Annotated in this window: 21 protein-coding genes and 2 pseudogenes; 7 read left to right on the forward strand and 16 right to left on the reverse strand. The window is 47.8% G+C overall.

What is annotated here, in order from left to right:
* A partial coding sequence (locus Q0J41_RS06160) for a glycoside hydrolase family 70 protein (protein ID WP_296227417.1) occupies positions 1 to 2,546 on the reverse strand: 2,546 nt, incomplete at its 3' end.
* Positions 2,547 to 3,080: 534 nt separating this feature from the next.
* Here Q0J41_RS06160 and Q0J41_RS06165 point away from each other — a divergent pair.
* The gene (locus tag Q0J41_RS06165; protein ID WP_296227419.1) at positions 3,081 to 3,998 is read left to right on the forward strand and encodes a cytochrome C5; all 918 of its coding nucleotides are present in this window, start codon (positions 3,081 to 3,083) and stop codon (positions 3,996 to 3,998) included.
* A gap of 75 nt (positions 3,999 to 4,073) precedes the next feature.
* Positions 4,074 to 4,542 (forward strand): annotated as a pseudogene (locus tag Q0J41_RS06170) (helix-turn-helix domain-containing protein); the annotation flags it as partial.
* 414 nt (positions 4,543 to 4,956) lie between these two features.
* Here the strand turns inward: Q0J41_RS06170 and Q0J41_RS08560 are convergent.
* Together Q0J41_RS08560 and Q0J41_RS06175 are read right to left on the reverse strand one after the other, a co-directional pair.
* Positions 4,957 to 5,235, reverse strand: a complete 279-nt coding sequence (locus Q0J41_RS08560) for a tyrosine-type recombinase/integrase (RefSeq protein ID WP_366937244.1) — start codon at positions 5,233 to 5,235, stop codon at positions 4,957 to 4,959.
* A gap of 15 nt (positions 5,236 to 5,250) precedes the next feature.
* The gene (locus Q0J41_RS06175) at positions 5,251 to 7,770 is read right to left on the reverse strand and encodes an excinuclease ABC subunit UvrA (protein ID WP_296227420.1); all 2,520 of its coding nucleotides are present in this window, start codon (positions 7,768 to 7,770) and stop codon (positions 5,251 to 5,253) included.
* 369 nt (positions 7,771 to 8,139) lie between these two features.
* Here Q0J41_RS06175 and Q0J41_RS06180 point away from each other — a divergent pair.
* Positions 8,140 to 8,385: pseudogene (locus Q0J41_RS06180) on the forward strand (transposase); the annotation flags it as partial.
* Positions 8,386 to 8,474: 89 nt separating this feature from the next.
* On the opposite strand, the gene Q0J41_RS06185 reads toward Q0J41_RS06180, so the two are convergent.
* The 5 genes from Q0J41_RS06185 to glpK form a co-directional block, all read right to left on the reverse strand.
* The gene (locus Q0J41_RS06185) at positions 8,475 to 8,714 is read right to left on the reverse strand and encodes a hypothetical protein (RefSeq protein WP_296227423.1); all 240 of its coding nucleotides are present in this window, start codon (positions 8,712 to 8,714) and stop codon (positions 8,475 to 8,477) included.
* Between the two features lie 94 nt (positions 8,715 to 8,808).
* The gene (locus Q0J41_RS06190) at positions 8,809 to 9,309 is read right to left on the reverse strand and encodes an O-acetyl-ADP-ribose deacetylase (RefSeq protein WP_296227425.1); all 501 of its coding nucleotides are present in this window, start codon (positions 9,307 to 9,309) and stop codon (positions 8,809 to 8,811) included.
* Positions 9,309 to 10,091, reverse strand: coding sequence for a tyrosine-protein phosphatase (locus Q0J41_RS06195; RefSeq protein ID WP_296227427.1), 783 nt, complete (start codon positions 10,089 to 10,091; stop codon positions 9,309 to 9,311). Before Q0J41_RS06195 ends, Q0J41_RS06190 begins: the two co-directional genes overlap by 1 nt.
* Positions 10,092 to 10,202: 111 nt before the next feature.
* The gene (locus Q0J41_RS06200; protein WP_296227429.1) at positions 10,203 to 10,961 is read right to left on the reverse strand and encodes a tyrosine-protein phosphatase; all 759 of its coding nucleotides are present in this window, start codon (positions 10,959 to 10,961) and stop codon (positions 10,203 to 10,205) included.
* A 32-nt stretch (positions 10,962 to 10,993) separates the two neighbouring features.
* Positions 10,994 to 12,502: a glycerol kinase GlpK gene (glpK, locus tag Q0J41_RS06205; protein WP_296227431.1), complete on the reverse strand. Its 1,509-nt coding sequence runs from the start codon at positions 12,500 to 12,502 to the stop codon at positions 10,994 to 10,996.
* Positions 12,503 to 12,700: 198 nt separating this feature from the next.
* Between glpK and Q0J41_RS06210 the strand changes: the two genes are divergently transcribed.
* The 3 genes from Q0J41_RS06210 to Q0J41_RS06220 all read left to right on the forward strand — a co-directional run bounded on the left by Q0J41_RS06210 (position 12,701) and on the right by Q0J41_RS06220 (position 15,944).
* Positions 12,701 to 13,369, forward strand: coding sequence for a cobalamin biosynthesis protein CobQ (locus Q0J41_RS06210; RefSeq protein ID WP_296227433.1), 669 nt, complete (start codon positions 12,701 to 12,703; stop codon positions 13,367 to 13,369).
* A gap of 125 nt (positions 13,370 to 13,494) precedes the next feature.
* Positions 13,495 to 13,731 (forward strand): transcriptional regulator, encoded by a 237-nt coding sequence (locus Q0J41_RS06215; RefSeq protein WP_270449283.1) that lies wholly within the window; start codon positions 13,495 to 13,497, stop codon positions 13,729 to 13,731.
* Between the two features lie 122 nt (positions 13,732 to 13,853).
* A complete protein-coding gene (locus Q0J41_RS06220; RefSeq protein WP_296227437.1) occupies positions 13,854 to 15,944 on the forward strand; it encodes an ATP-dependent Clp protease ATP-binding subunit in 2,091 nt (696 codons plus the stop codon).
* 108 nt (positions 15,945 to 16,052) lie between these two features.
* Here Q0J41_RS06220 and Q0J41_RS08565 read toward each other — a convergent pair whose 3' ends face one another.
* The 8 genes from Q0J41_RS08565 to Q0J41_RS06255 all read right to left on the reverse strand — a co-directional run bounded on the left by Q0J41_RS08565 (position 16,053) and on the right by Q0J41_RS06255 (position 23,784).
* Positions 16,053 to 16,205, reverse strand: coding sequence for a helix-turn-helix domain-containing protein (locus tag Q0J41_RS08565; RefSeq protein WP_366937245.1), 153 nt, complete (start codon positions 16,203 to 16,205; stop codon positions 16,053 to 16,055).
* A gap of 149 nt (positions 16,206 to 16,354) precedes the next feature.
* Complete coding sequence (locus Q0J41_RS06225; protein WP_296227439.1) at positions 16,355 to 17,266, reverse strand: oligopeptide/dipeptide ABC transporter ATP-binding protein; 912 nt, start codon at positions 17,264 to 17,266, stop codon at positions 16,355 to 16,357.
* The gene (locus Q0J41_RS06230) at positions 17,259 to 18,332 is read right to left on the reverse strand and encodes an ABC transporter ATP-binding protein (protein WP_296227440.1); all 1,074 of its coding nucleotides are present in this window, start codon (positions 18,330 to 18,332) and stop codon (positions 17,259 to 17,261) included. The genes Q0J41_RS06225 and Q0J41_RS06230 overlap by 8 nt, the downstream gene beginning before the upstream one ends.
* A gap of 12 nt (positions 18,333 to 18,344) precedes the next feature.
* A complete protein-coding gene (locus Q0J41_RS06235) occupies positions 18,345 to 19,250 on the reverse strand; it encodes an ABC transporter permease (protein WP_296227442.1) in 906 nt (301 codons plus the stop codon).
* A 5-nt stretch (positions 19,251 to 19,255) separates the two neighbouring features.
* Positions 19,256 to 20,185 carry an ABC transporter permease gene (locus tag Q0J41_RS06240; protein ID WP_296227444.1) on the reverse strand — a complete coding sequence of 310 codons (930 nt, stop codon included), beginning with the start codon at positions 20,183 to 20,185 and terminating at the stop codon, positions 19,256 to 19,258.
* 149 nt (positions 20,186 to 20,334) lie between these two features.
* Positions 20,335 to 21,960 carry a peptide ABC transporter substrate-binding protein gene (locus Q0J41_RS06245; RefSeq protein WP_296227445.1) on the reverse strand — a complete coding sequence of 542 codons (1,626 nt, stop codon included), beginning with the start codon at positions 21,958 to 21,960 and terminating at the stop codon, positions 20,335 to 20,337.
* Positions 21,961 to 21,975: 15 nt separating this feature from the next.
* Positions 21,976 to 22,794, reverse strand: a complete 819-nt coding sequence (locus tag Q0J41_RS06250; RefSeq protein ID WP_296227447.1) for a PfkB family carbohydrate kinase — start codon at positions 22,792 to 22,794, stop codon at positions 21,976 to 21,978.
* Positions 22,795 to 22,806: 12 nt separating this feature from the next.
* The gene (locus Q0J41_RS06255; protein ID WP_261909196.1) at positions 22,807 to 23,784 is read right to left on the reverse strand and encodes an SIS domain-containing protein; all 978 of its coding nucleotides are present in this window, start codon (positions 23,782 to 23,784) and stop codon (positions 22,807 to 22,809) included.
* Positions 23,785 to 23,995: 211 nt separating this feature from the next.
* On the opposite strand from Q0J41_RS06255, the gene Q0J41_RS06260 reads away from it, so the two are divergent.
* A complete protein-coding gene (locus tag Q0J41_RS06260) occupies positions 23,996 to 24,760 on the forward strand; it encodes a GntR family transcriptional regulator (protein ID WP_296227454.1) in 765 nt (254 codons plus the stop codon).
* Positions 24,761 to 24,918: the final 158 nt, after the last annotated feature.

The raw sequence follows: 24,918 nt of genomic DNA on the forward strand, positions 1-24,918 counted from the left end.
GTTTGTCCGCCGCTAACAAATTGTTTCCGTGCCTTCATTAACGTCGTAATTGCATCATAGTAGATCGACTTTTCCTGCATATATTGTGCAGTTTCGTTGTAAAGATCACCATAGTAAATCTGCGGTACAGTATCTTTATTGCTTAGAAGAATTGCATATTGTGCTGGAACGTTATACTGAGCATACTGCTTATCGGTCTTCTTTTGATCAGCATAAAACTCTTGCCAAGCTTGGTTAGCATATTCTGCTTTATATGCTGATCCCATAATGTAAGCTATGCCAGGATGGTCTTTAATAATTAACCTATTAATCAAGTTCTTGCGTTGATCATGGTTAGTGACAAATGACCAGTTTGGAGTAGCTTCATTTTCCGTAACGTCATTTTGCCGGTTAACAATACTATTAGTAGCCAAATTACTAATATTATCACGATTGTTAGCACGTCCGAGGACATTCCTTAAAGTATAGAATTCTCCAGAATCCATGTACAATTGTGGATTACCCTTCTTGTTCAACATCCAGGCAGCACCTGAATGGTATCCTTCGTTATAGCTTAAGTGATTATTAGCATTTTGCGGGTTACCCTTCATATGGTACATATCATTCATTAATTGTCCCATCTGGTCGAACACATCAGCATTAATATTATCAGCAGCATCAACCCGGAAACCGTCAAAATTACCATCCCGGTTATAACCCATCAGCTTACCATAATTTAACAAGAAGTATTCCCAGTTAAGGTTCTCAGCTTGTACCACCGGATTAGAGTTATCAATATCATTTCCAACCAATAACTCAGGACTGTTATCGCTATTATCATTACCAGTTTCGTTATTGATCGTACGGTTCATTAAGCGATACTTACTATCAGCGTAACTAGTATTACCTCTACGTTGATCTTTTGAATCATCATTAACGAAGATTACTTGATCGTTATCTACAGTTCCGCTTTCATTAGGCTTATAATTTGGTACGCTCTGTACTGATAATTCAGATGAAGCCGATAGTTCAGGAACAGTAGCTGCAAAACCATTAATGTCATTTGCTAACTTACCCGTTCCCTTATTAGTAGCAATACTTTTTTCAATTACGTAACGAAGATTTTGTGCTGCCGTGTTTAGAACTGTTGCATCTGTATCCTTATTAAGATTTGCTACCGATACCTTTGTTAATCCATAATTAGCATTCTCATAACCATGATTAACAAAATACTTAATGAATTGTGCCTGAACATCCTTATTTGGCCATACATACATCAAGATTGGCCGCCAGTCACCAGCCCCGGTCTTGTGCCATGTCTTACCATCTTGACTTGTTCCAATTGGTCGGTACCAACCACTGTAGCTAAGGTAGCCATCAACATTGTTAATGGAGTTGGCATCCATCGAATAGGCCAAGTTCTCCCAAGTACCAACGTCAAGGCTCTTAATAAGCTTGTTTGTCCGCATATCATAAATATTAAGCTTATCGTTTTCAATTGCCCCACGGATGGCGACCCTTGCGTCACCGTTACCACCGAAGTAATAGAATTTATTACCTTCTTGATAATACCGGTTACGATATTGAACGTGATCCGCGCCGTAATATTCTAGCTTGTTATGGCCGTAATGACGTAAGCCAGTTACTGCGTCACCATTGCTACCAAAGTAATACCACTTATGTCCCTGACTAGCATAACGCTTACGATACTGAACATGATCTTTGCCATAATATTCTAGCTTGTTATGGCCGTAATAACGTAAGCCAGTTACTGCGTCACCATTGCTACCAAAGTAATACCACTTATTTCTCAGACTAGCATAACGATTACGATACTGAACATGATCTTTGCCATAATATTCTAGCTTGTTATGGCCGTAATGACGTAAGCCGGTAACTGCGTAACCATTGCTATCAAAGTAATACCACTTATTTCCCTGACTAGCATAGCGATTACGATACTGAACATGATTTTTGCCATAATATTTTAGCTTGTTATTACTGTAGTGTCGTAGACCAGTGATAGGTTTTTTGTTGGCGGCACTCGAAACAGCCTTGGTGGTAGCGCTTGAAGTAGCAGTTACTGCTCGACTATCGCTTGAGATAGCAGTTACTGCTCGACTAGTGTTTGAGTTGGCAGTTTTGCTGTCCGCTTTACTGAGGATACTCGAAGCAGCCTTGGTGGTTGTACTTGAGGTAGCGGTTGCTGCTTGGCCCTGATTTTGGGCAGAAGAAGAGGCAGTCGTCGATTCCGTGGTGGTTTCTTGACTGCCTTTGTCAGTTGCCGCGCGCGTTTCTGCAGTCTTACCTGCATCTACATTGGCATTATTGTCTTCTGTCTGCTCGGTACTTTCCGTGCCGGCAGCTTTTTTCGCTGTATTCGTCTGCGTCTGGGCTGCTTGCTCGCTAGCAGTCGTGGTATCAGCCTTTACTTGGCTGACCGCACCACTAGCCCAGAACATAGTCGTCCCAAGAAGCATAGACGTCATACCTACGCTAAGCTTTCTTAAGGACCATCTTTGCTTTTCGCTAGATGGTTCATTCATCATTTTCTTTCTTGAATTCATACCTTGATGCGTCTCCTAATTTTTCCTAAGAAGTTATTTACGTATACTAATACACTGTAATTATATAACTGACATTCTTTATTCAAAAAAAGAAAGGAATCCTTACAATGTTGAACCAACTACAGATTAAACGTTATTGTCACCGTTTGCAAGTAGAATTTAGAACTTTCTCTAAAATATGCAAGAAACTTTATTACAAGTACGCCCCATCTCGGTTAACTCACCGCCGCAATGCCAGTCTGGTAAAAGTTCCAGACTACAAAATCATTGCATTACTTGTCTGGCAAGCTGAGGAAGGTATATCTTCTCAGCGCAGAGTTGCCCATTGCTAGGGACTTTGTGGTCTTTCTAGTTCTCGTTTTAATCGCAGGGCTAGAGCGCTTCTTGGCTATGTAATCACCAAGGCATCAATCCACGATGCAAAAGAAGCAGAAGATCTGTAATTAGCTTATAATTTTAGTTAAACCCTCTGAAAAAAGAGCCTTTGCAAGCCAACTTGTGCTAGGCTTGTGAATGCGAAAGGAAGAATTTATCATGGCAAGAATGTCGCGCAGACAGTACCAAGAAAGACAAGAACAAACCGCGCAAAAGCAGACACGGCAGACAAATCCAAATTCCGTTCCCCGCCTGGACACTGACGGGGCTTCAAGAAGCGAGCAGAAGGTCCGACTCAACTTCTGGCAGATCTTCGCTGACCGCCCATACGTCACGGTCATCATGATCGGCCTGGCCCTCTTCTGCATCCTGGCCAAGTGGTGGATCGGCCTGGCCATCATCATCGTCTTGACCATCGCCGGCATCTTCGTGATCGGCCGCTCCCACCACCCTAACCGGGTCCTCAGCCTGGAATTCAGACTCAAGGCCTCCCGCAAGCTGAGCATGATCAAGGCCCTGCAGCTTTTAGGTTCAACCATCATGTTCCTGGCCGCCTATATGCGGCAGATCGTCAGCGTTGACTTCTCCAGCGCCGGGGCAACTGACAGTCTGACAGTCATCCAGAACATGCTCTCCAGCCAGGGGACTTTCGGCCAGCAAGGGTCCTACTTCTTGAACCTCTTCAACCAGCTGACCGGGGGATCGCTTTGGGGGACCTACCGCTACGCCACCAACAGCTCGCAGATGATGAACTCTACTGCCGGCACCATGATTATCCTCTGGATCTTCCTCTTGATGATCGCCCCGGCCTTCTGCGTTTTGTCCCAGTTCTTCAGAGAACCTTACTCCCGGCACGTGATGACGGTGGCCTCCTTGATCTCCACCATCTCCTTTGCCTTGACGCCAACTTTGATGAACCGCTGGGTTATCTCATACGCCGTGGAAAACCAGATGAGCCAGGCAGCAGCGGAAAACGCCGTCCAAGTCGGCGGCATGGTCTATCCGGCCATCATCTCCGCCGTCTTTGTCCTTGTCCTGGCTATCTACCGGGAAATCAAGAAAGATGAATTTGAATAGCAATGAAAAAAGCGGCTCTATAATATTTCTTACTGATGGATGTCAAATAATACATCCGTCGGTAAGATTTTTTGTTTAAACACATGTCCTAATTGTAAATCCGCTGATGACTATATATAACGGCTTCAAGGTCGTTCATATCCCTTATGTTTCAGCTGACGAAAGCAATCCAGTCATTATCAAAGTCAAGAAGCACGGTATTTTTTGTAAGAACTGTGAGCTATACAGTTATCCGTCTACCCAAATCGTTGACAAGTATTGCCACATCTCTAACGCCGTTAAACGTAAGATCATTGTCGGACTCACTAAAGATCATTCTATGACCAGTATCGCTGAAGAGAATGGCGTATCAGTTACTACTGTGCAAAGATACTTAGACCACTGCAGCGCTCAATTTACTTCCTCATTCGATTCTTTGCCAGAACACTTAGCGTTTGATGAATTTAGAGGTAGGGGACGAAGGCAGCACTTTATCTGTCAAGATGGCGAAAAACATACCATCGTCGCCATTTTAGAGAATCGCTTCAAAAAATCACAATTACGCTTGATCCTGACACTGGGGACGGGATTGTACCGCTTGATGATGTGATTCATAGCTATAACATTTATAAATGCCAGTACGATAACGGTTATTGGGACTAAAAAAGCGCCGCCAATCAAATTAATGATTAGTGACGTTTTTAAATAAAACAAGGCGTACAACCAATACCGACCAGCCATGCTGATATTTTGATAAAAAAAGGTAACAAAAGAATATAAACGTACGGTAACAGATTATTGAAATGTTAATCTAAAAAGCTGATATAACAAGGTTTTCAGCGTATATAGAACTGGGTGATTTTCTTGTATGGGGCAAAGTGGGAAAAGCATGGATTGCCCCAAAAAAACGTCTAATCCATTGATATAAAAGGGATCTTAAATTCTGAATAGTTTTTAGGTAACAAAAAAGGTAACAAAATTAGTCATTAGCTAATGCAGCTAGAGTATTGGCAGCCTGATGACTGGTTACCGGGTGTAAGTCAATATAAACTTGCATCGTTGTAGCGACATTGCTGTGGCCTAACAACTTGGAAACATCAGTAATAGGTGTTCCAGCTTCCAAAAGCAGTGTTCCATAAGTATGTCGGAGACCGTAGGGCGTGACATACGGTAGATTATGATCCTTTTCTAATTGATGCATCCATTTGCCAAGTTTACTTGGCGTTAACAGTACACCATTGATATTAGTAAATAGCAATGTTTTTGTGTTTGCTCATTTATTCCGGTTAAACTTCAGATATTTGCCCGTCAGGCTGGCTGGGCAAGCCATGATCTCTTCCGGCGTTCCGGCACAAACCACCTGGCCGCCTTCCTGGCCCCCACCTGGCCCCATGTCAACGACATAGTCGGCATTGGCAATCATGTCTTGGTCATGTTCAATCACCAAGACTGTCGCTCCTTGGCTGATCAAGCGCTGAAAGACATCGAGCAAAGACGAAACGTCCAGGGGATGCAGGCCAATCGTTGGCTCATCGAAGATAAAGACCGAATCGGCCTGCTCCTTGCCCAGCTCACTGGCCAATTTCAACCGCTGGGCCTCACCGCCTGACAAAGCTGGCGTCGCCTCACCCAGGGTCAAGTAGCCCAAGCCCAGGTCATGAAGGACCTGAAGGCGCTTTTGAACCAGCGGCAGATCGCGGGTTGCCCGGAGTGCCTGGTCAACGGACATGTCCATTAGCTCGGGAAGCGTGTAGGCCTTAGCTTCAGGCTGCCCTTTTTTGACTTTGGAAGTACGGCTGACAAAGTCTGCTTCTTTTCGGTAGCGTGACCCGCCGCAGTCCGGGCAGGCAATCTCCACGTCAGGCAAGAACTGCACGTCCAGGACGATCGCGCCCGTCCCATCACAGGTTGGGCAGCGCAGACGGCCCGTGTTGTAGGAAAAGTCCCCGGCTTTATAGCCCAGGCGCTTGGCCGCTGGAGTTCTGGCAAAGATCTTGCGCAATTCGTCATGGATTCCGGCATAAGTGGCCACGGTTGAGCGGACGTTGATTCCAATTGGCGTGGCGTCAATCAGCTTAACCTGGTTGATCCCATCGGCTTTGAGCGCCTTGACGGCCTGGGGCAGTTTTTCTCCCTTGATCTGGCTCTGCAGGCCTGGCAATAAAGTTTCCAGAATCATGGTCGTCTTCCCTGACCCGGACACCCCGGTCACAACCGACAACCGGCCCTTGGGAAAATCAATGCTCAGGGGCTTGACCGTGTGGATCTGCCGGCTTTCCAGGTGGATCGTGCCTTCTTTAAACAGGTCCTTCCTGGCAATCTGGGACCGCTTATTGATCACTTCCTGCCCAGTCAGGAAGGGGCCGATCTTTGACTGGGGATTTCGCGCGATTTGGGCCACTGGTCCTTGCGTCAGAATCTGACCGCCCGCTTCCCCGGCGCCTGGGCCCATTTCGATCAGCCAGTCCGCTTCACGCAGCACCTGGGTGTCATGGTCAACCAGGATCACGGAATTGCCATCAGCGACCAGGTCACGCATGACGCCTTTCAGCCCCTCGAGGTTGGCGGGATGCAGGCCAATCGACGGCTCATCCAGCACGTACAAAACCCCAGTCGTCCGGTTGCGCACTGCCCGCGCCAATTGCATTCTTTGCCGCTCGCCATTGGACAAGGTCGCCGCGGAGCGGTCCAAAGTCAAGTAGGACAGGCCTAAGTCCAGCAAGCGTCTGGCCACCAGGTCAAAAGAAGCAACGATGCTCTTGGCCATGGGCCGCATTTCAGCAGGCAAGGAGTCTGGCACGCCGTCCACCCACTTCTTGCACTCTCCTAAAGTCAGCTGGCAAGCATCAGCCAAAGACAGGCCGGCCAAGCGCGGCGCCCGGGCAGCTTCGCTCAGGCGCGTGCCACGGCAGTCTGGGCAGGTGCCTTCTTTAAGGAAGCGGGCGACCCGCTTCATCCCCTTTTCGTTCTTGACCTTGGCCAAGGCATTTTCAACGGTGTGAACGGCTGAATAGTAGGTAAAGTCCAGTTCAGTCGACTGGCCTTTCTTGTCAAGATAGAGGATATGCTTCTTGACCGCGGGACCATGGAGAACGATCTCCTTCTCTTTAGCCGTCAGCTCCTTATAAGGAACATCGGTGCGCACGCCCATTTCCCGGGCGACATCCTTCATCAACGACCACATCAAGGTATGCCATGGAGCGACTGCCCCCTCATCAATGGTCAGATTCTCATCTGGAATCAAAGAAGCTTCATCCACCGTCCGCACGACGCCAGTCCCGTCACAGGTCGGACATTTCCCTTGACTGTTAAAGGCCAGTTGCTCGGCGGATGGGGCGTAGAATTCCGCCCCGCACTCCAGGCAATTGAGGGGCAAACCAGCCGCGACATTCAGCGTTGGCGTCAGGTAGTGGCCATTGGGACACCGGTGGCTGGCCAGCCGGGAAAACATGAGCCGGAGGCTGTTTAGCAGCTCCGTCCCAGTCCCAAAGGTGCTCCGAATCCCGGGCACCCCGGGGCGCTGTCGCAAAGCCAGGGCGGCGGGCACGTATAAGACCTGGTCAACCTGCGGCTTTTCGGCCTGGGTCATTCGGCGCCTGGTATAAGTCGACAAGGACTCCAGATACCGTCTTGACCCTTCAGCATAGAGAATGCCCAGGGCCAGACTGGACTTGCCAGAGCCGGACACTCCGGCGATTCCGACGATTTTATTTAAAGGCAGATCGACGTCGATATTTTTCAAGTTGTGCACGCGGCCGCCGCGGATCTCAATGCAGGCTGGTCTTTGTTCCATAATTGCTCCTTTTCAAAATCTTAGCTCTATAATATTTCTTACTTATGGATGTCAAGTAATACATCCGTCGGTAAGATTTTTTGTTTAAAATAAAAAGAGGCCCGTAGGCCTCGCTATTCGTAACTTAAAATCCCCTACTACAATTCTTCTAAGTATAGAAAGCTAGTTTCTATGAACCCTACTGCTAATTATATTGAAAACTTTCTTAATGTTAAAGACCCTTGCCTAAATTTTGTAGATTGCTCTCAAACGATTTACAAGGGGAGAAAAGTAATCATGTGTACAGCCATTGCCGAGCTCGACACATGTCCTAATTGTAAATCCGCTGATGACTATATATAACGGCTTCAAGGTCGTTCATATCCCTTATTGAAAACAACCATACGGACCTTCAGAAAGAACAGGAGGGCTGTCATTAATGGTGCCAAAATGTCGAACTCAAATGGCTGCCTAGAGGGCGTTAATCGTAAGATCAAACAAATTGAACGTACAGCCTATGGCTATTCTAATTTCACTCACCTTTTGAAACGGATCAGACTAGAACAGAACATCATTTGCTTCAAAAAAACACTAAACAGACGTGTTCTGTTTAGTGCCTTCATCAAACATATGTAAGATTCCTTGACAAGTATCAGTAAGATTTGACAAAGAGCCAAAAAAGCTTCAGTAAGACAATACTGAAGCTTTTTTGCTTGATTCTAAATCTATTTTGTCAGAAAAATCCAAAGCAGGTTGACCGCCAGCAAAATAGCTGCCGTACATCCCTTCCATAAATTGTACTTCTCTGCCGGTGCCTTCTCGTTCACCAGGTACTCCATGCCAAAGCCGCAGACCAGGTTGAAAGCCAGCATGACCAGGCGGTACTGCAGCGTTCCCCAGCTACTCAGCAAATTTAGCAGAGCCAGCAGGGTAAAGACAATTGTCACATAATATTTTCTCAACATCTTCTATCCCTCTCTTGTAAGCAAAAATATAATTTATACTATTTTCAAATTAGTATTAGTTTAAATCATTATGAGAGAGATCAATCTCCATTTCCTAGCCCAGCAATTTCTGGTACAAGGCGTAAGTCCGGGCGTCGTAGGCCACCATAATTACCCGCATTTCGTAATCCTTGTGTTCTCTCAGCCACTTGCGGACCTCACCGAAGGCCACCTTGCTGGCCGCGTCCAGCGGATAGCCGTAGACCCCGGTTGAAATCGCGGAAAAAGCGACCGAGTGCAGACCATTTTCCTTGGCCACCCGCAAGCTGTTTCTGTAGCAGGCCGCTAAAAGCAGAGGATCGCTGTGTGAACCCGAGTAAACCGGCCCTACAGTATGGATGATGTACTTAGCCGGCAGGTTAAAGCCCGGCGTGATCTTGGCCTCACTTGTCTCGCAGCTGCCCAGGGCCCGGCAGGCCTCATTCAATTCAGGTCCCGCTGCCCGGTGGATGGCCCCGTCGACGCCACCGCCGCCCCGTAGTTCCCGGTTAGCTGCGTTGACGATCGCGTCCACCTTCAAAGTCGTGATATCCCCTTGCCAGATTTCTAAATTCATTAGTCTGCTTCGTCCTCTTCTAAGTACATTTCCCGGAACTTTTCCAAATCAGCTTGCTTGAAGCCCAGTTTTCTGGTAAAAAATTTGTCAAAACTGCCCCAGCCCTGCCGGATGGTTTCCGTGATTCCTTTAACCGCTGGTCCTTCGCCCCGGGTCACATTCATCTTCGCGATCACCTGCGACAGCTTCTCATTAGTCGGATGCTGCTTCTCAATAGAAAAATCGTACAATTCATCCGTCAATAAATAGTCCTCAGCGATGGTCTTGTCGTCCACGCCCAGGGCCATCAAGATCAAAATACTGATGATCCCCGTCCGGTCCTTCCCGGCCGCGCAGTGGTACACCAGGGCCTGGTCCTCCGGCAGTTCCAGCAATTCCGCAAAGACCCGCTTGATCCCCTCTTCTGAGTGCTCATTTAGCAAAACCTGCTGGTAAATCTTGGGCAGGTAGTCGTCAAATTCCGGCAGGTGGTGGAAAAGGCGCAAGAAAGGGTGGGCCTGGTTGAAGCGGTCACCTTCAGCGTAAAGACCAATATTCACAAAACGGACCCCGGGCCAGAGCAGGTCGGGGTAAGCCCTTTGCTCCCGGCTGGACCGCAGGTCGCAGTCCACCGTAATATGCAGGTTGGCCAGCTTGACCCGGTCCCTGGCCGACATCTCGTTTAAAGCCGCCGACCGGTAGATCTTCCGCCACTTGACCTGCCGGCCGCCCATACCCTTATAGCCGCCCAGGTCGCGGAAGTTGACCGGCATGTCCAGTTCTATCACCCTTTGCATCTCCATCCTGCATCCCTCTTTTCTAAAAATCCGCGAAAAATTCTTCTCCCTTCCATTTTAGTTTTCCCGGAATTTTTTGGCAAAAAAATCGCCCCAGCTTAAGCCGGAGCGAAAATCTTATTCCAAAAACTTGTCCCTAAGCCGGTCCAAGTCTCCTTGGCCAAAGCCCAGGCTGGCAAAATAGCGGTCAAAGCCGCCCCAGGTCTGCCGGATCGTTTCCGTAATCCCGTAAAAAGCCGTCTGGCTGACCTGGGTCTGGTTCATCTTGGCAATCTGCTGGCCCAGACGGTCGTTTTCATTTGCCTCGTCCCAGTCCCGGCTATATTCCCGGCTGAGCAGGTAGTCCCGCAGGATTTCCCGGTCTTCCAGGCCCAAAGCCATCAAAACGATCACCGACACCATCCCGGTCCGGTCCTTGCCCATGGAGCAGTGGTAGATCAAGGCCTCATCATCTTCCAGGGCCAGCATTTCCTTAAAAATCTTCCGCATCACCAGGCCCGTTCTAGGGGCGACAAGGTTCTGCTGGTAAACCATGGCCAAGTAGGATAATTTGGGCAGCTTGCCCGAATACTTCTCCCAGGCCGCCTCAGCTGCTTCCTCTTCATCCCCGCTCTCGCTGTAAAAGTGGGCGTCGACCAGTTTAGCTCCCGGCCAGAGCTTGTCCGGGAAGTTGTCCTGTTCATGCCGGGAGCGCAGATCGCAGTCCACCACAATCTTCCGCCGGGCCAGTTCCGCCTGGTCCGCCTTGGTCAAGTGGCTGAGTGACCCCGACCGGTAAAGCCGGCCCCACTTGACAGTCCGGCCGTCCTGGCTGACGTAGCCGCCCAAATCCCGGCAATTGTAGCCGGCCTCTAACTTTACGATCCGCTTTGGCATTTTTATCCCTTCATCCTGTTAAACGTTAAAAACTAAAAATCTTTCCCGTGGGCAAAGACTCGGGTGGCCAGAACCGCCCGCTGCCAGCCCGCGTAGAGCTGGTCTCTTTCCCCTTTTTCCATCTTCGGTTCAAAAGCTGCCCCGGTCTTGGCAATTTCCTTCAAGCTATCCACGTCTTCCCAGTAGCCAACGGCTAAACCGGCCAGGAAGGCAGCCCCCAGGCCGGTTGTTTCCAAATCCGCTGCCCGCTCGATCTTCTTGCCTAAAAGGTCTGCCTGGAACTGGAGGAGGTAGTTGTTGTTTGAAGCCCCGCCATCGACTCTGAGGACCGGAATCTCAATGCCCGAGTCCTTCTGCATGGTATCGACCACGTCCCGGGTCTGGTAGGCCAAGGACTGCAGGGTGGCCTTGATCAAGTCCTTGTCGCTACTGCCTCTAGTCAGGCCAAAAATCGCCCCCCGGGCTTCACTGTCCCAATATGGCGCCCCCAAGCCGGTAAAGGCGGGAACCACGTAGACTTCATTGGCGTCTTTAGATTCCAGAACCGCCTGCTCTGATTCCGGAGCCGAGTTCAGCAGCTTTACTGAGTCTCTCAGCCACTGAATGGCTGACCCGGCCACGAAGACTGACCCTTCCAAAGCATAGTTTACTTGCTCGCCCAGCTTGTAGCCAATAGTCGTCAGCAAATTATTCTTGGATTCGATCGGTTCCTCCCCCGTATTCATCACGATGAAAGACCCGGTCCCGTAGGTGTTCTTGACCATGCCCGGCTTGACGGCCAATTGGCCAAACAAGGCTGCCTGCTGGTCCCCGGCCATCCCGGCGATCGGTACCCTGCCGCCGAAGAACTGGTAAGGGTCAGTTTCCCCGTAGACTTCAGAATTTGATTTAACCTCCGGCAGCATGGCCCGCGGAATCTTCAGCAGGTCCAGGATCTCCTGGTCCCAGGTCAAATCATGAATGTTAAAAAGCATGGTCCGGCTGGCGTTGGTGCAGTTAGTTACGTGGACCTTGCCCCGGGTCAGTTTCCAGACCAGCCAGGTGTCGATCGTGCCAAAAAGCAGCTCCCCTTTTTCTGCCCGCTCCTGGGCCCCTTCAATATGGTCTAAAATCCAGCGGATCTTCGTGGCGGAAAAGTAAGGGTCAATGACCAGGCCCGTCTTTTGCCGGATCATGTCGCTATAGCCGTCAGCCACCAGCTTCTCCGCGATAGCGCTGGTCTGCCGGGACTGCCAGACGATGGCCGGGTAGATCGGCCGGCCTGTCTCCTTGTCCCAGACCACCGTGGTTTCTCTTTGGTTGGTAATCCCGATGGACGCCAACTGGTCCGGCCGGATGGCGGAGTTGATCAAAGCCGTTGACGTCGTGATCTGGACCGCGTTCCAGATTTCCTCCGCCTGGTGCTCTACCCAGCCGGGCTTGGGGAAGTACTGGGTGAATTCCCGGGCCACTCTGGCCACCTGCTGGCCGGCATGGTTGAAGATAATTGCCCTGGTTGAGGTCGTCCCCTCATCGATTGCCAAAATGTATTGTTCGCTCATGTTTTAATCCTTTTAAACTTATCCTTTTTCTTACTTTACTTACCGCTTTTCCGCCGTCTTTTGCGAAAACGCTTACTATTTTAGTCTAAGCTAGTTTGTGAAAAATGCAAGCCAAAAGGACCTGGTCTTTATATTATTATTTTTCCGCCTTTTAGTTTATAATCAGTGTAATTGATTACGATAAGGAAGAATTTGACTATGGCTGATAATTTGATTCGCATTGCCTACCTCTACGAAGACTTGATGAACACCTACGGGGACTCCGGTGACGTCAAGATCCTCCGCTATTTTTTGCATAAAAAAGGCTACCAGACCCAGATCGACAATATCTCTTTAGGCAGCAAGTTCAACGCGGCTGACTACGACTTCATCTTCTTTGGCGGCGGCCAGGACTATGAACAAAGCATTGTAGCCAAGGACCTGCAGCGCTTCAAGAACACCTTGAACGACTACATCCAGGCTGGCAACCCCATGCTGGCCATCTGCGGAGGCTACGAACTGATGGGGACCTACTACAACACCATTTCCGGGACCAAGATCAAGTGCTTGGGGATCCTGCCCCTGCACACGGAATTTGACCCGGAGAAGCGGATGATCGGCGACACCAAGTACGAAACTGAATGGGGATCGACCATCGGCTTTGAAAACCACTCCGGCCAGACCTTCCTGGACGACCGGGAGATGCTCAAGCCTTTCGCCAAGGTGGTCGAAGGCTACGGCAACAACCACGAAGAGAAGGAAGACGGAGTCCGCTACAAGAACTTCATCGGCTCCTGGTCCCACGGCCCGATGCTTAAGAACGAAAATGTGGCTAGCGCCCTGGTGGACATGATTTTAGACCGGCACGCTGCCCGCGTGGCTCAATAATATTGCTTTTTGACCAGCTTTTGAGGAGCTGGTCTTTTTTTCGAGATTTTTTAAAAAAGCCACTATTTCACACTTGTGGTATACCACAGATGTGGTATAATAATTGGCGTAGGGAAGTGAGAACGATGAAGATCGATATTATTCGATACCTCGACGACAAGCACCTGACCATTTACCGGGTGGCAAAGGAGTCGGGTTATGGCTACACTACCCTTCACAAGTCATTTAACAAGCAGCAATCAAATGCGACGTCAATCAACTTGCGCGATCTCGACGCGATCGCCCGGGCCCAGCACGTGGCGATGTGGCAGGTTCTGCGTGAGCTGGAGAATGATTATCTCAGCGATGACGATGATGACTAAACTAAATACGAAGGTTGGTTTAACCGCTGAGCAAGTCCTATTGTGTTGATTTCGATTGATGCAGAAGGGCTTTTTAGTTAGCCAAAACCAACAACTTATTTTACTCAGAAGGAGGTAAAATCATGACTTACGACAACTTTAATGATATGGATGATCTTTTTAGAGACTTAATGAACGGCATGGGCGGCTTCAATTCCGAAAACCGCCGCTACTTGATCAACGGCCGGCAGGTAACCCCGGAAGAATTCGCTGAATACCAGAAGACTGGGCAGCTGCCGGGGCAAGGACAGGCCAAGAGTGTCCAGGGCAAGCAAAAGCAGGCCAACGGCATTTTGGAAAAGTTAGGCCGGAACTTGACTGCTGAAGCCCGGGAAGGCAAGCTTGACCCGGTCATCGGCCGGAACAAGGAAATCCAGGAAACGGCGGAAATCCTCTCCCGCCGGACCAAGAACAACCCAGTTCTGGTCGGGGACGCCGGGGTCGGCAAGACCGCGGTCGTTGAAGGCTTAGCCCAGGCAATTGTCCACGGGGACGTGCCGGAAGCAATCAAGAACAAGGAAATTATTTCCATCGACATCTCCAGCCTGGAAGCCGGGACCCAGTACCGGGGCTCCTTTGAGCAGAACATCCAGGACCTGGTCAAGGAAGTCAAGGACAGAGGCAATGTCATCCTCTTCTTTGACGAAATCCACCAGATCCTTGGTGCTGGCGGCATGGGTGACGGCAATGGCTCCAAGGGGATGAGCGACATCTTGAAGCCGGCTTTGTCCAGAGGTGAAATCACCGTAATCGGGGCCACTACCCAGGACGAATACCGGAACACCATCATGAAGGACGCTGCTTTGGCCCGCCGCTTCAACGAAGTAACGGTCAACGCTCCAAGTCAGGCTGACACCTTCAAGATCTTGATGGGGATTCGGTCCCTGTACGAAAAGCACCACAATGTGGAACTGCCAGACGACGTCTTGAAGGCCGCCATCGACTACTCAGTCCAGTACATTCCGCAGCGGTCCCTGCCTGACAAGGCCATCGACCTTTTGGACATGACCGCCGCTCACCTGGCTGCCCAGCACCCGGTGACCGACGCCAAGACCATCGAAAAGCAGATCAAGGAAGAAAAGAAAGCCCAGGAAAAGGCTGCTGAAAAGGAAGACTACGAAGCCGCCCTTGACCACAAGACTAAGGCTGAAAAGCTGGAAAAGCAGCTGAGTGAAAACCACGAGAAAAGAAAGACCGTGGCTACTCCAGCTGACGTGGCCGCTGCCGTTGAACGCCTGACCGGGATTCCGGTTTCCAAGATGGGCGCCAGCGACATCGAACGCCTGAAGGGGCTCAGCAGCCGCTTAAAGGGCAAGGTCATCGGCCAAGATGAAGCTGTTGAAGCAGTAGCTAAGGCTATCCGCCGCAACCGGGCTGGCTTTGACGACGGCAACCGGCCAATCGGGTCCTTCCTCTTCGTCGGCCCGACCGGGGTCGGCAAGACGGAACTGGCCAAGCAGCTGGCTCTAGACATGTTTGGCTCTAAGGATGCCATCATCCGCCTGGACATGTCTGAATACTCCGACCGGACGGCCGTTTCCAAGCTGATCGGGACCACGGCCGGCTACGTGGGCTACGATGACAACTCCAACACCTTGACGGAAAAGGTTCGCCGCAACCCTTACTCAATCATCCTTTTGGACGAAATTGAAAAGGCTGACCCGCAGGTCATCACCCTGCTCTTGCAAGTGCTTGACGACGGCCGCTTAACTGACGGGCAAGGCAACACAGTCAACTTCAAGAACACCATCATTATCGCTACCTCTAACGCCGGCTTTGGCAATGAACAGCTGATAGGCAACGCTAAGAAGGACGAAAAGCTGATGGACCGGTTAGCTCCTTACTTCAGACCGGAATTCCTCAACCGCTTCAACGCGGTCATCGAATTCAGCCACCTGACCAAGGAAGACTTGAAGGAAATCGTCAACTTAATGCTGGCTGACGTAAACAAGACTCTGGCCAAGAAGGGCATCAGCTTGACTGTCAGTGAAAGCGCCAAGGACTACTTGATTGAACAAGGCTACGACGAAGCTATGGGGGCGCGTCCTTTGAGAAGAGTCATCGAACAGGAAATCCGTGACAAAGTAACTGACTACTACCTGGACCACCTGGACGTCAAGAAGCTGAAGGCGGACATGGTCAACGGGGCCCTGATTATCAGTGAAGATAAATAATAGGATTCTGTTAAAGATCTTGCACAATTGTAAAAAAGGCAGTCAAATGATATGACCCCCGAAATTAGTGTCCCAATTTTGGGGGTCACATCAACCTTGTGTTTACTTTTACTTCGTTTTTCGTAGAGTTCGTTTGACAGTTGATTCTGAGATCCCAAGTTTTTCGGCGATCTCTCTAATCGAGTGTCCAGTTCTTCTTAGCTTCCAGATAGTAGCATTTCGATATGCTCGCATGTCCTTTTCGGGGAGCTGATATCGCATTTTTTCGATGTCAGCGGCTCTTTGAGCAGCGCTTTTTATTGGCTAAACTATTGAATTTTCAAGGTACAAGCCCACGTTTGCAAGTGGGAAGTTTAAGAGACTAACCTAAAAAGTGTCGAAATCCGCAACTTAACGGATTTCGACACTTTTTATTGCCACTGGGCTAATTCATCTTCATTGGCTAAAACATAATGTGAGCCTTCAAGATATTGCATCGCTCGATTTTGATATTGCGTGGCCTTTGCTTGATAGCCGACCCCTGATGCCAGTTGGCGCTGGTGCGGGTTGATTGTTGGAATGGCTGCTAGCAGGCTTTTGGTATACGGATGATAAGGATGTTCAAAAATTTCTTCGGTTGTCCCAATTTCCACCAAATGACCGAGATGCACGACGCCAATATGATCTGAGATATAGCGTACCATCGCCAAATCATGGGCAATAAATAACATCGCCATGCCTGTATCTTGCTGAATTTCTTTCAACAAGTTCACCACTTGCGCTTGAACTGAGACGTCCAGTGCTGAAATGGCTTCATCAGCGATGATCAATTTCGGTTTGAGGATCAGCGCCCGCGCGATCCCGACCCGCTGGCGTTGGCCACCAGATAGTTCTTTAGGATAACGCACGGCAAATGATTCGTCCAATCCCACTCGCCGCAGTACCAGATTAACCGCTTCTGAGCGCTGCGTTTTTGACATTTCAGGATGATGGGTTAATAAGGCCAGCTGAATAATATCAGCAACTTTTTTGCGGGGATTAAGGCTCGACATCGGATCTTGAAAAATCATTTGCATATCGGTTCGCAACTGTTTGGTAGTGGTCGCATCCATTGGTCCGGCAATCGGCATGCCTTCAAATGAAATCTTGCCTGCCGTTGGTTGATATAAGCGAATAATTGCGCGCCCAATTGTGGTTTTGCCACTACCAGATTCACCAACCAAACCAAAGGTTTCGCCAGGCTGAACTGCAAACGACACATCGTCGACAGCCTTCATCACCTGTTTATTATCACCAGGAAAATACTGTTTTAAATGTTCTACCGTTAATAAAGGTTCAGTCATTTTGTACCTCAGCTTTCATCTTTTGAATGCGCAATTTCAAAGTCTCCGGCATTTTCACTTGAGGGGCACGTGGATCTAACAACCAAGTACGCGCTTGATGATGTGCGTTGATTTGAAACATCGGTGGTTCTTTTTTGAAGTCAATTTTTAATGCATAAGGATTACGCGGGGCAAAAGCATCCCCAACGATTGGCTTGGTTAAATCCGGAATCGTCCCACTGATGGCCGCAAGTTTAGTTGAATACGAAGTCACATCTGGTACTGATGACAATAACCCCCATGTATATGGATGTTTCGGGTCAAAGAAAATATCATCAACGGTACCATATTCGATCACTTTACCGGCATACATCACAGCCACTTGATCTGCTACTTTAGCGACCACGCCGAGATTATGGGTGATGAAAATCACTGAAAGCTTACGCTCTGATTGAATTTTTTTGATCAATGCCAAAATTCTCGCCTGAATCGTCACATCCAAAGCAGTCGTAGGCTCATCGCAAATCAACAAGCTTGGATCCCCGGCCAATGCAATGGCAATGACGATTCGCTGCCGCATCCCACCAGACAACTGATGCGGATATTGACGACTCACCGCTTCTTCATGCGTGATACCAACGGTACGAATCAACTCAAGAATTTTCGCTTGCAAGGCTGCATGCTCGATTTTTGGATGAGCTGCAATCACCGCTTCACCAATTTGGCGACCGATGCGCATCGTCGGGTCAAGCGAGGTCATCGGATCTTGGAAGATCATCGCGATTTGTTTACCTTTGATCGTCGATTGCATCTCTTTGGCAGATAACTTCAAGATATCAACAGTCCGTTGACCCTCATCTGCTTGATAAGTAAATTCAATTTTGCCAGCTTCAATCACTTGATTTGGCGCATCTTCACCAATGATAGGCTTGACGGTTGCCGACTTGCCACAACCTGATTCGCCCACTAAGGCCAACGTTTGACCGCGCTTGAGTTCAAGGGTGATGCCGCGCACAGCATGAACACTACCGTGAAAAGTGGAATATGAGACGTGTAAATTTGTCATTTTTAAAATGCTCTCACTCATCGTGCACCCTCCTTAATCTAATTCAATCGCATCGCGCAAACCATCGGCAATAATGTTAAAACTCAGCATGATTAACGCTAAGCTGATCACTGGGAAAATGACCATATAAGGATAAACAATAGCTTGGCTATAGCCGTCATTGATCATGGTCCCCAATGATGCCAGTGGTGCTGGTATCCCTAATCCGACAAAGGCTAAAAACGCCTCTAAGAAAATCGCATTAGGAATCGAGAACATAAACGTTGTCACAATTTGGCCAAACACGTTAGGTAAAATTTCCGAGAAAATGATCCGCGGCGTCGACACGCCCATGCTCTTGGCTGCCAACACATATTCTTCAGCTTTCACTTTCAAAACTTGCGCACGTACCACGCGAGACATATTGATCCAACCCATCAGCATCATCGCGACAATAATACTCGTCAGTCCTGGCTTCATTACCAAAACCAACAAGGTGACGATAATAATCATTGGGATGGTACTCAAGACTTCAGTGATCCGCTGCATCACGATATCGATTCGGCCGCCGAAATAACCGGATACCAAGCCGTAGCTGGTACCGATAAATAAATCAATAAACATCGCAATTACCGCAACGCGCAAAGAGATTCCAGTACCTTCAGCCACGCGGGTGAAAATATCACGGCCGAGATTATCCGTCCCAAACCAATGGCCTAATGAACCTGGCGCCAAATTTGAATGGGATGGATCTACTGCCTCAGGCGCAAAACGACTGAACAAAGGCACTGTAAAGGCAAACACGGCAATCAAGATGATCACAGCCAAGGCAATCACAGCCCCTTTATTCCGCAAAAATCGCCTGACAACAAGTTGCGCAAAGGAAAGGGATTCGCCAGTATAATGTTCAACTGTCGTTTCATTGTTCGCGAAAGTAAAATCATCCTTTTTCTCATCCATGATGTTCACCTCTTCTCCAGTCGAACGCGGGGATCAATGACGCCATATAAGACATCCACCACCAACATAATGCTGACAAACAACAACGCATAAAAGAACGTAATCCCCAACACAACGTTATAATCATTCGCCTGAATCGCACTGATGTACAAGGTCCCAAGCCCCGGGATTGAAAAGGCCTTTTCAATCACCATTGATCCGGCAATCAATTCGATCATCAATGGCGCCAATACTGTAATCACAGAGATCAAGGTATTACGTAAGACATGGCGTAAAATCAGCTGGGCGTGGGTGATCCCTTTAGCATCGGCCAAGCGATAATAATCTGATTGCATGACATCGACTATTTCTGATCGTGCATAACGCTCAATGCTAGCCATGGTAAAGGTGCTCAATGCAATGGTCGGCAACACTGTCGAGATCCAACTGCGATCAGCATCATAAACTGCTGGCATCCAATGAACCAAGTAAGAAAAGAGCAACGATAAAATCAACGCCACCACAAAGTTTGGTAAACTAACGCCGAGCACAGACACACCAGTCATCAAGTTATCGATCCAACTGTTGTGCTTCAATGCGGCAACAATGCCTAACCCCATTCCAATGACAGCGCCGAGCACTGTCGCTTGTAACCCGATTTGCAAAGAAATCGGAAAATGTTGGGCAATCATGGTCACAACTGGTGTATTCACTTGAACCGAATAAGACACCCCAAAGTCACCAGTCAACATATGCTTGAGATAATCCCAAAATTGAATTAATACTGGTTTATCCAGTCCGTATTTGGCATAAAGAATCTGCAATTGCGCATGCGTCATTTTCTCGTCATTGAACGGAGAACCAGGCATCGCTTTTTCCATCACAAACAAAGCCAATGTGATGACAAAAAGTGTCAGTACTGCGATGAAGATGCGCTTAACGATGTATTTTTTCATTTAATGTCCTCCCTATCAAAGTGTACTCAAACGCGAGCAGTGAAGCTGGCAAACAGTGTCTGACAATGATCTATCAATCGAATTTGAGCGAATATGCACGGATACTTTTTTACAAAAACAAGCCGTGACAGTTGCCACGACCCATTTTATTACTTAACCGTGACGTACTTTAAGCGATAAGGTACACCGGCTAAATGATCAACTAATCCATGGACACTTGAACGTTGTAAAACAGGGCTTGAGATCTGATAAAGTGGTGGGCAAGCTGCACTGTCGACCAAAATATCATTGGCTTTCAACAAGTCTTCATAACGCTTGGCACTGTCGTTAGCATCACGGCTGGCTGCTTGATCCATTGCCGCATCAAAGTCTTTGTTGACCCACTTCATATAGTTACTGTTGTTATCAGAACGATACATCGTCAAGATTGCAGTCGGATCAGCGTAATCTGGTCCCCAACGCGTTAACATAACATCAAAGGCGCCACTGGAAAGCTTGCTGGAACGCGTCTTTTTCGTGACTTGTTGTAAGTTAACTTTGAATCCTGAGAGATTCTTTTCAACTTGAGCTTTGATATAGGCAGCGACATTGGCATAAGCAGGATCGGAGTCATCATACATCAAGGTAATGCTACGGGTCGATGTCTGCTTTTTGGCTTTAGCCCAAGCTGCTTTTGCTTTTGCTGGTGAATAGGTGTAGCCTTTCGTACTTTCAGACGCAAAGTCTTTGTTCGTTCCAGGATCAGTGACTAAGTTCTTCATGATCATCGAATTAGCAACTTCAGAACCATCCTTCAAGACATCTTTAACAATCGTCTGCTTATTGATGGAGTATGCGATGGCTTGGTGCAACGCGCTGTTGTTAACCTTCGAGTTGGCCATATTGAACATTAAGTACTGGGTAAAGTTCCCTAACTGATTCTTATAGCCGGCAGTTTTCTTATACTTAGAAGCCACTTGACTGCTTAATGGGGTGTAATCAACTGTGCCGTTTTGATAAGCGATGGCGGCTTTTTCAGGATCCGTGATGACTTGGATCTTAACTTTATCCACTTTAACGGCTTTGGCATCCCAATACTTGTTGTTCTTAACCAGCGTAATGGTGTTGTCGCCAGACTTCCACTTGGAAACCTTATATGGGCCAGCCGCGACTAAGTGTTGCGAATCTTGAGCAAATTTTTTGCCATTTTTTTGATAGTAACTCTTGTTGACTGGTGCCAAAGCTGAAAATGACAAAATGTTCTTCGCGTAAGGCACCCGACTCGCATAATGAATCACTAACGTCTTCTTGCCTTTAGATTCAACCCCTAATTTGTCTGGGCTCATTTTACCTGCAACAATATCATCAGCGTTTTTGATTCCAGCAGCCCCAAGTTCAAAGTTAAATGCGGAGGCTTCTTTAGGGTCAGCGAGGCGTCGCCAAGCAAAGACAAAATCTTCTGCGGTGACGTCATCACCATTGGACCACTTAGCATTTTTGCGAATCGTGTAGGTTTGGGTCAGTCCATCACTTGAGGTTTTGACTTTTGACGCCAAAGCCAACTTGACATCGCCGCTATTGTCGACTGAATACAGGCCTTCATATGTATTGCCGATAATTGTACAAGAGCTCGTTTCATAACCTAAAATCGGATCCAGTGAATCGATCGAACTCGTCTGTACCATATTCAACGTTTTGCTGTTGCCGGAGCTGTCACTACTATTACCACCACAAGCAGCTAAGGTTAAGGTGCCGGCTAAAACCAGCGCACCAGTCACTGTTTTTTTATATTTCATCTCTCAATTCCTCCGCTATTCAAACGGGTATCCATGGCCAAAACCACCATGCAGTTGACAAGTTGCCTGCGCATTGGCTGCAGCTTTAGCGCCACATGCAATGAGTGACTCACCATCAGCATATGCCACCAAGAAACCAGCAATGAAGCTATCTCCGGCACCCATCGTATCCACCATTTCAACCGGCTTTGGTTGTTGATACACACGCTGAGTTGCCGTTTGTAACAAGGCAGGCTGACCGCCACGCGTAATCACCACCACTTCAGGTCCTATTGATAGCCAATGTGCCGCTAATGCTTCTGCTTGTTCATCGCTTAATGTCGAACCGGAGAAAAAGGCCAAATCGACTAGGGGGAGGGTCTGAGCCAAATACGCTTCGTCTCGACAATCAGAAAAATCAAAAGAAATTTTGACTTGGGGATCAAATGTGTTTAAATCCGCTTCGATGTTGGAGTAAATGCTGGTATGCAACACATCATAAGTATTGATAATGTCGCGATCTGCTTGGGTGAGTCGCAATTTAAACAGGTGCTGCGAACTATCTTGCGGACCGGCTTGAAATTGTCGATCACCATCAGGCGCAATAATCACTTTAGGCGTCGCGGTTGGCGCATAAACACGCCGACAACGAATTTGCTTGACACCTTCTTGCGTTAAAGCATCTTGAATGTGCATCGCGTACACATCATTGCCAAAAATACCCATGTAATCCGCATTGATTGCACCAGCTTTTTTCGCATCAACGGCGACGTTGACACAGTTGCCACCCGGATAATAAATTCCTTCATTCACATATGTGTCTGTGACGTTATCGCCAACTGCAATTAATTTCATATTGCCACCCTTTTAGTAATCAAGATGCCACATATAACGCCGAACATCCAAAGAATGGCCGCGTTCATATGCTAAAGCTTCTGCCAAAGCTCTAAATGCAATGCCAGAAATAATTTGTGAATAGTACTCTTGCAAATCTTCATCAACGCCACTCATATCAAAGTCGGCGCCATCAACTTCATAAACCTTCTTTGAGAAACGTTTTGCAAAAGTTGCCGCGCGTTCATCCATCACTCGACTCTTGCCTATCCCTTTGCAAATCACAAATGGAACATCGAAATCTGTCACTTCAAACGGGCCATGGAAGAACTCACCAGAATGAATAAATCCAGAATTGATCCACTGCATCTCTTGCAACCAGCAAGCAGAGAAGGAATAAACTTCCCCAGTGTTAACGCCAGAGCCAATTGCATAAATCAACTTCTCACGTTTCAACTCTTTAGCCCATTGTTGCATAATTGGGGTATATTGGACGCGCGCTTTGGCAACAACTGATTCAAACGTCTCGATGGTTTGACGCCCACGAACATATTTGTTAGCTGGCTGTAAAGCATTTAAGGTTTCAAACAACCAGCCATATAAAACGCCGGTGTTCAAATCTGAAGCATCAGTCCCTTTCCCCCAATTATAATGGATCACTTGCGCAGCTGCCTCAGCCAAAGGCGATTGTTCCGCATTCGTGAAGGCAATCGTCAATGCCCCGTGTTTAGCAGCATATTTAGTTGCTTCAACGGTTTCTGGCGTGGTACCAGAATGAGAGCAACTCACTACAACACTATGTTCATCAAGTGCTTTGGGTTCACGAGTCACGAATTCACGAGCAGGTAAAATAGTTGCTGGCGTGGTCAACTCTTTAGTAAAAATGAATTCTGCAGGTTGCATAAAAGCTAAAGAACCACCACACGCCACAAAATAAAAATGGGAAATTGGTTGTTGAGCCTTCACTGCACTAACTGCGGCAGTGATTTCTTCTTGAAACTGTTTTTGCATAGAAGGGAGCCTCCAAAAGATTTTTTCGACCACATACTTATTATGTGTTGTCATATAACAATGTAATTCCTATCACTCATTTTGTCAACATCATTTTCTAATTAATTTAATTTTTGCTCATTTTATTTTTAGATTTAAGTTGGGATTCTCGTGACTTCCTCGCCACAAACTGTTATGATAATTGCAGAAGCAACGGAATGGAGTGAGGATTTTGACGATCCGGTCGCAGGCAGTGACGCCGCTATATGAACAAATTAGAAATGAAATTCGACAAGCCATCCTTGATGGTAATTTAAAACGTGGCGAACAACTTCCCAGCGAAAGTGACCTTTGTACTCACTATCAAGTCAGTCGCATTACGATCCGTAAGGCCTTAACCTTGCTGACTGACGAAGGCTTGGTGATTCGTCGTCAAGGTAAAGGTTCTTTTGTGACACCAACTGACAAAGTTCAAGGGGAATTGGACCGGACATTAAGTTTCTCTGATTATGTGACCCATCATGGGATGACTAGCAATGTACATGTCTTGAAACGTGAAGTCGTCAAAGATGCCAACATTGCGGCCACTTTAAACTTAGAAGCGGATGCCGATTTGTTTGCGATTCAACGGATTCTTTCTGCCAATAATATTCCCATGATGATCGAAACTTCTTGGTATCCCGCCACAAAATTTCCTGACCTATTGACCCGCGTTACTGACGACGTTTCCGTTTATAGTATCCTTCAACAGTCTTACAACGAACGAATCGACCGCTCCATCAAAGATCTGAATGTCGTATTACCTGACGAGTCGATCAGCAAGCAGTTGAAGCTGAAACAATTAGTCCCACTTTTTGCTGTTGACAAAACCAGCTTTAATATCGAGGCCACGCCGATCGAATACTCTCACTTCATCGTACGCGGCGATATGATGACTTACACCGTGGCTTCAGGTGAAGGTTACTTTCGCTTTGACACACAAAGTCAAACAGACTAGTTAATCCTTCGTTTGGCACTTTCAAAACAAATAAAACATACTAATCTAGTGTTGGATGATTACTCGACGGAGTAGTCGTTCAACACTTTTTCTTTTACTATGTAAAGTGGAGATGAAGCCAATGCCGTGGCGCTCTTGGACACATGATGTCGTAAGTA

It is taken from the genome of uncultured Lactobacillus sp. (assembly GCF_944327175.1).
Classification (GTDB): Bacteria; Bacillota; Bacilli; order Lactobacillales; family Lactobacillaceae; genus Lactobacillus.

Coding starts and splice junctions, on each gene's coding strand:
- Q0J41_RS06165 (WP_296227419.1), top strand. CDS start 3,081: ATGGCAAGAATGTCGCGCAGACAGTACCAAGAAAGACAAGAACAAACC.
- Q0J41_RS06175 (WP_296227420.1), bottom strand. CDS start 7,770: ATGGAACAAAGACCAGCCTGCATTGAGATCCGCGGCGGCCGCGTGCAC.
- Q0J41_RS06185 (WP_296227423.1), bottom strand. CDS start 8,714: ATGTTGAGAAAATATTATGTGACAATTGTCTTTACCCTGCTGGCTCTG.
- Q0J41_RS06190 (WP_296227425.1), bottom strand. CDS start 9,309: ATGAATTTAGAAATCTGGCAAGGGGATATCACGACTTTGAAGGTGGAC.
- Q0J41_RS06195 (WP_296227427.1), bottom strand. CDS start 10,091: ATGGAGATGCAAAGGGTGATAGAACTGGACATGCCGGTCAACTTCCGC.
- Q0J41_RS06200 (WP_296227429.1), bottom strand. CDS start 10,961: ATGCCAAAGCGGATCGTAAAGTTAGAGGCCGGCTACAATTGCCGGGAT.
- glpK (WP_296227431.1), bottom strand. CDS start 12,502: ATGAGCGAACAATACATTTTGGCAATCGATGAGGGGACGACCTCAACC.
- Q0J41_RS06210 (WP_296227433.1), top strand. CDS start 12,701: ATGGCTGATAATTTGATTCGCATTGCCTACCTCTACGAAGACTTGATG.
- Q0J41_RS06215 (WP_270449283.1), top strand. CDS start 13,495: ATGAAGATCGATATTATTCGATACCTCGACGACAAGCACCTGACCATT.
- Q0J41_RS06220 (WP_296227437.1), top strand. CDS start 13,854: ATGACTTACGACAACTTTAATGATATGGATGATCTTTTTAGAGACTTA.
- Q0J41_RS08565 (WP_366937245.1), bottom strand. CDS start 16,205: ATGCGATATCAGCTCCCCGAAAAGGACATGCGAGCATATCGAAATGCT.
- Q0J41_RS06225 (WP_296227439.1), bottom strand. CDS start 17,266: ATGACTGAACCTTTATTAACGGTAGAACATTTAAAACAGTATTTTCCT.
- Q0J41_RS06230 (WP_296227440.1), bottom strand. CDS start 18,332: ATGAGTGAGAGCATTTTAAAAATGACAAATTTACACGTCTCATATTCC.
- Q0J41_RS06235 (WP_296227442.1), bottom strand. CDS start 19,250: ATGGATGAGAAAAAGGATGATTTTACTTTCGCGAACAATGAAACGACA.
- Q0J41_RS06240 (WP_296227444.1), bottom strand. CDS start 20,185: ATGAAAAAATACATCGTTAAGCGCATCTTCATCGCAGTACTGACACTT.
- Q0J41_RS06245 (WP_296227445.1), bottom strand. CDS start 21,960: ATGAAATATAAAAAAACAGTGACTGGTGCGCTGGTTTTAGCCGGCACC.
- Q0J41_RS06250 (WP_296227447.1), bottom strand. CDS start 22,794: ATGAAATTAATTGCAGTTGGCGATAACGTCACAGACACATATGTGAAT.
- Q0J41_RS06255 (WP_261909196.1), bottom strand. CDS start 23,784: ATGCAAAAACAGTTTCAAGAAGAAATCACTGCCGCAGTTAGTGCAGTG.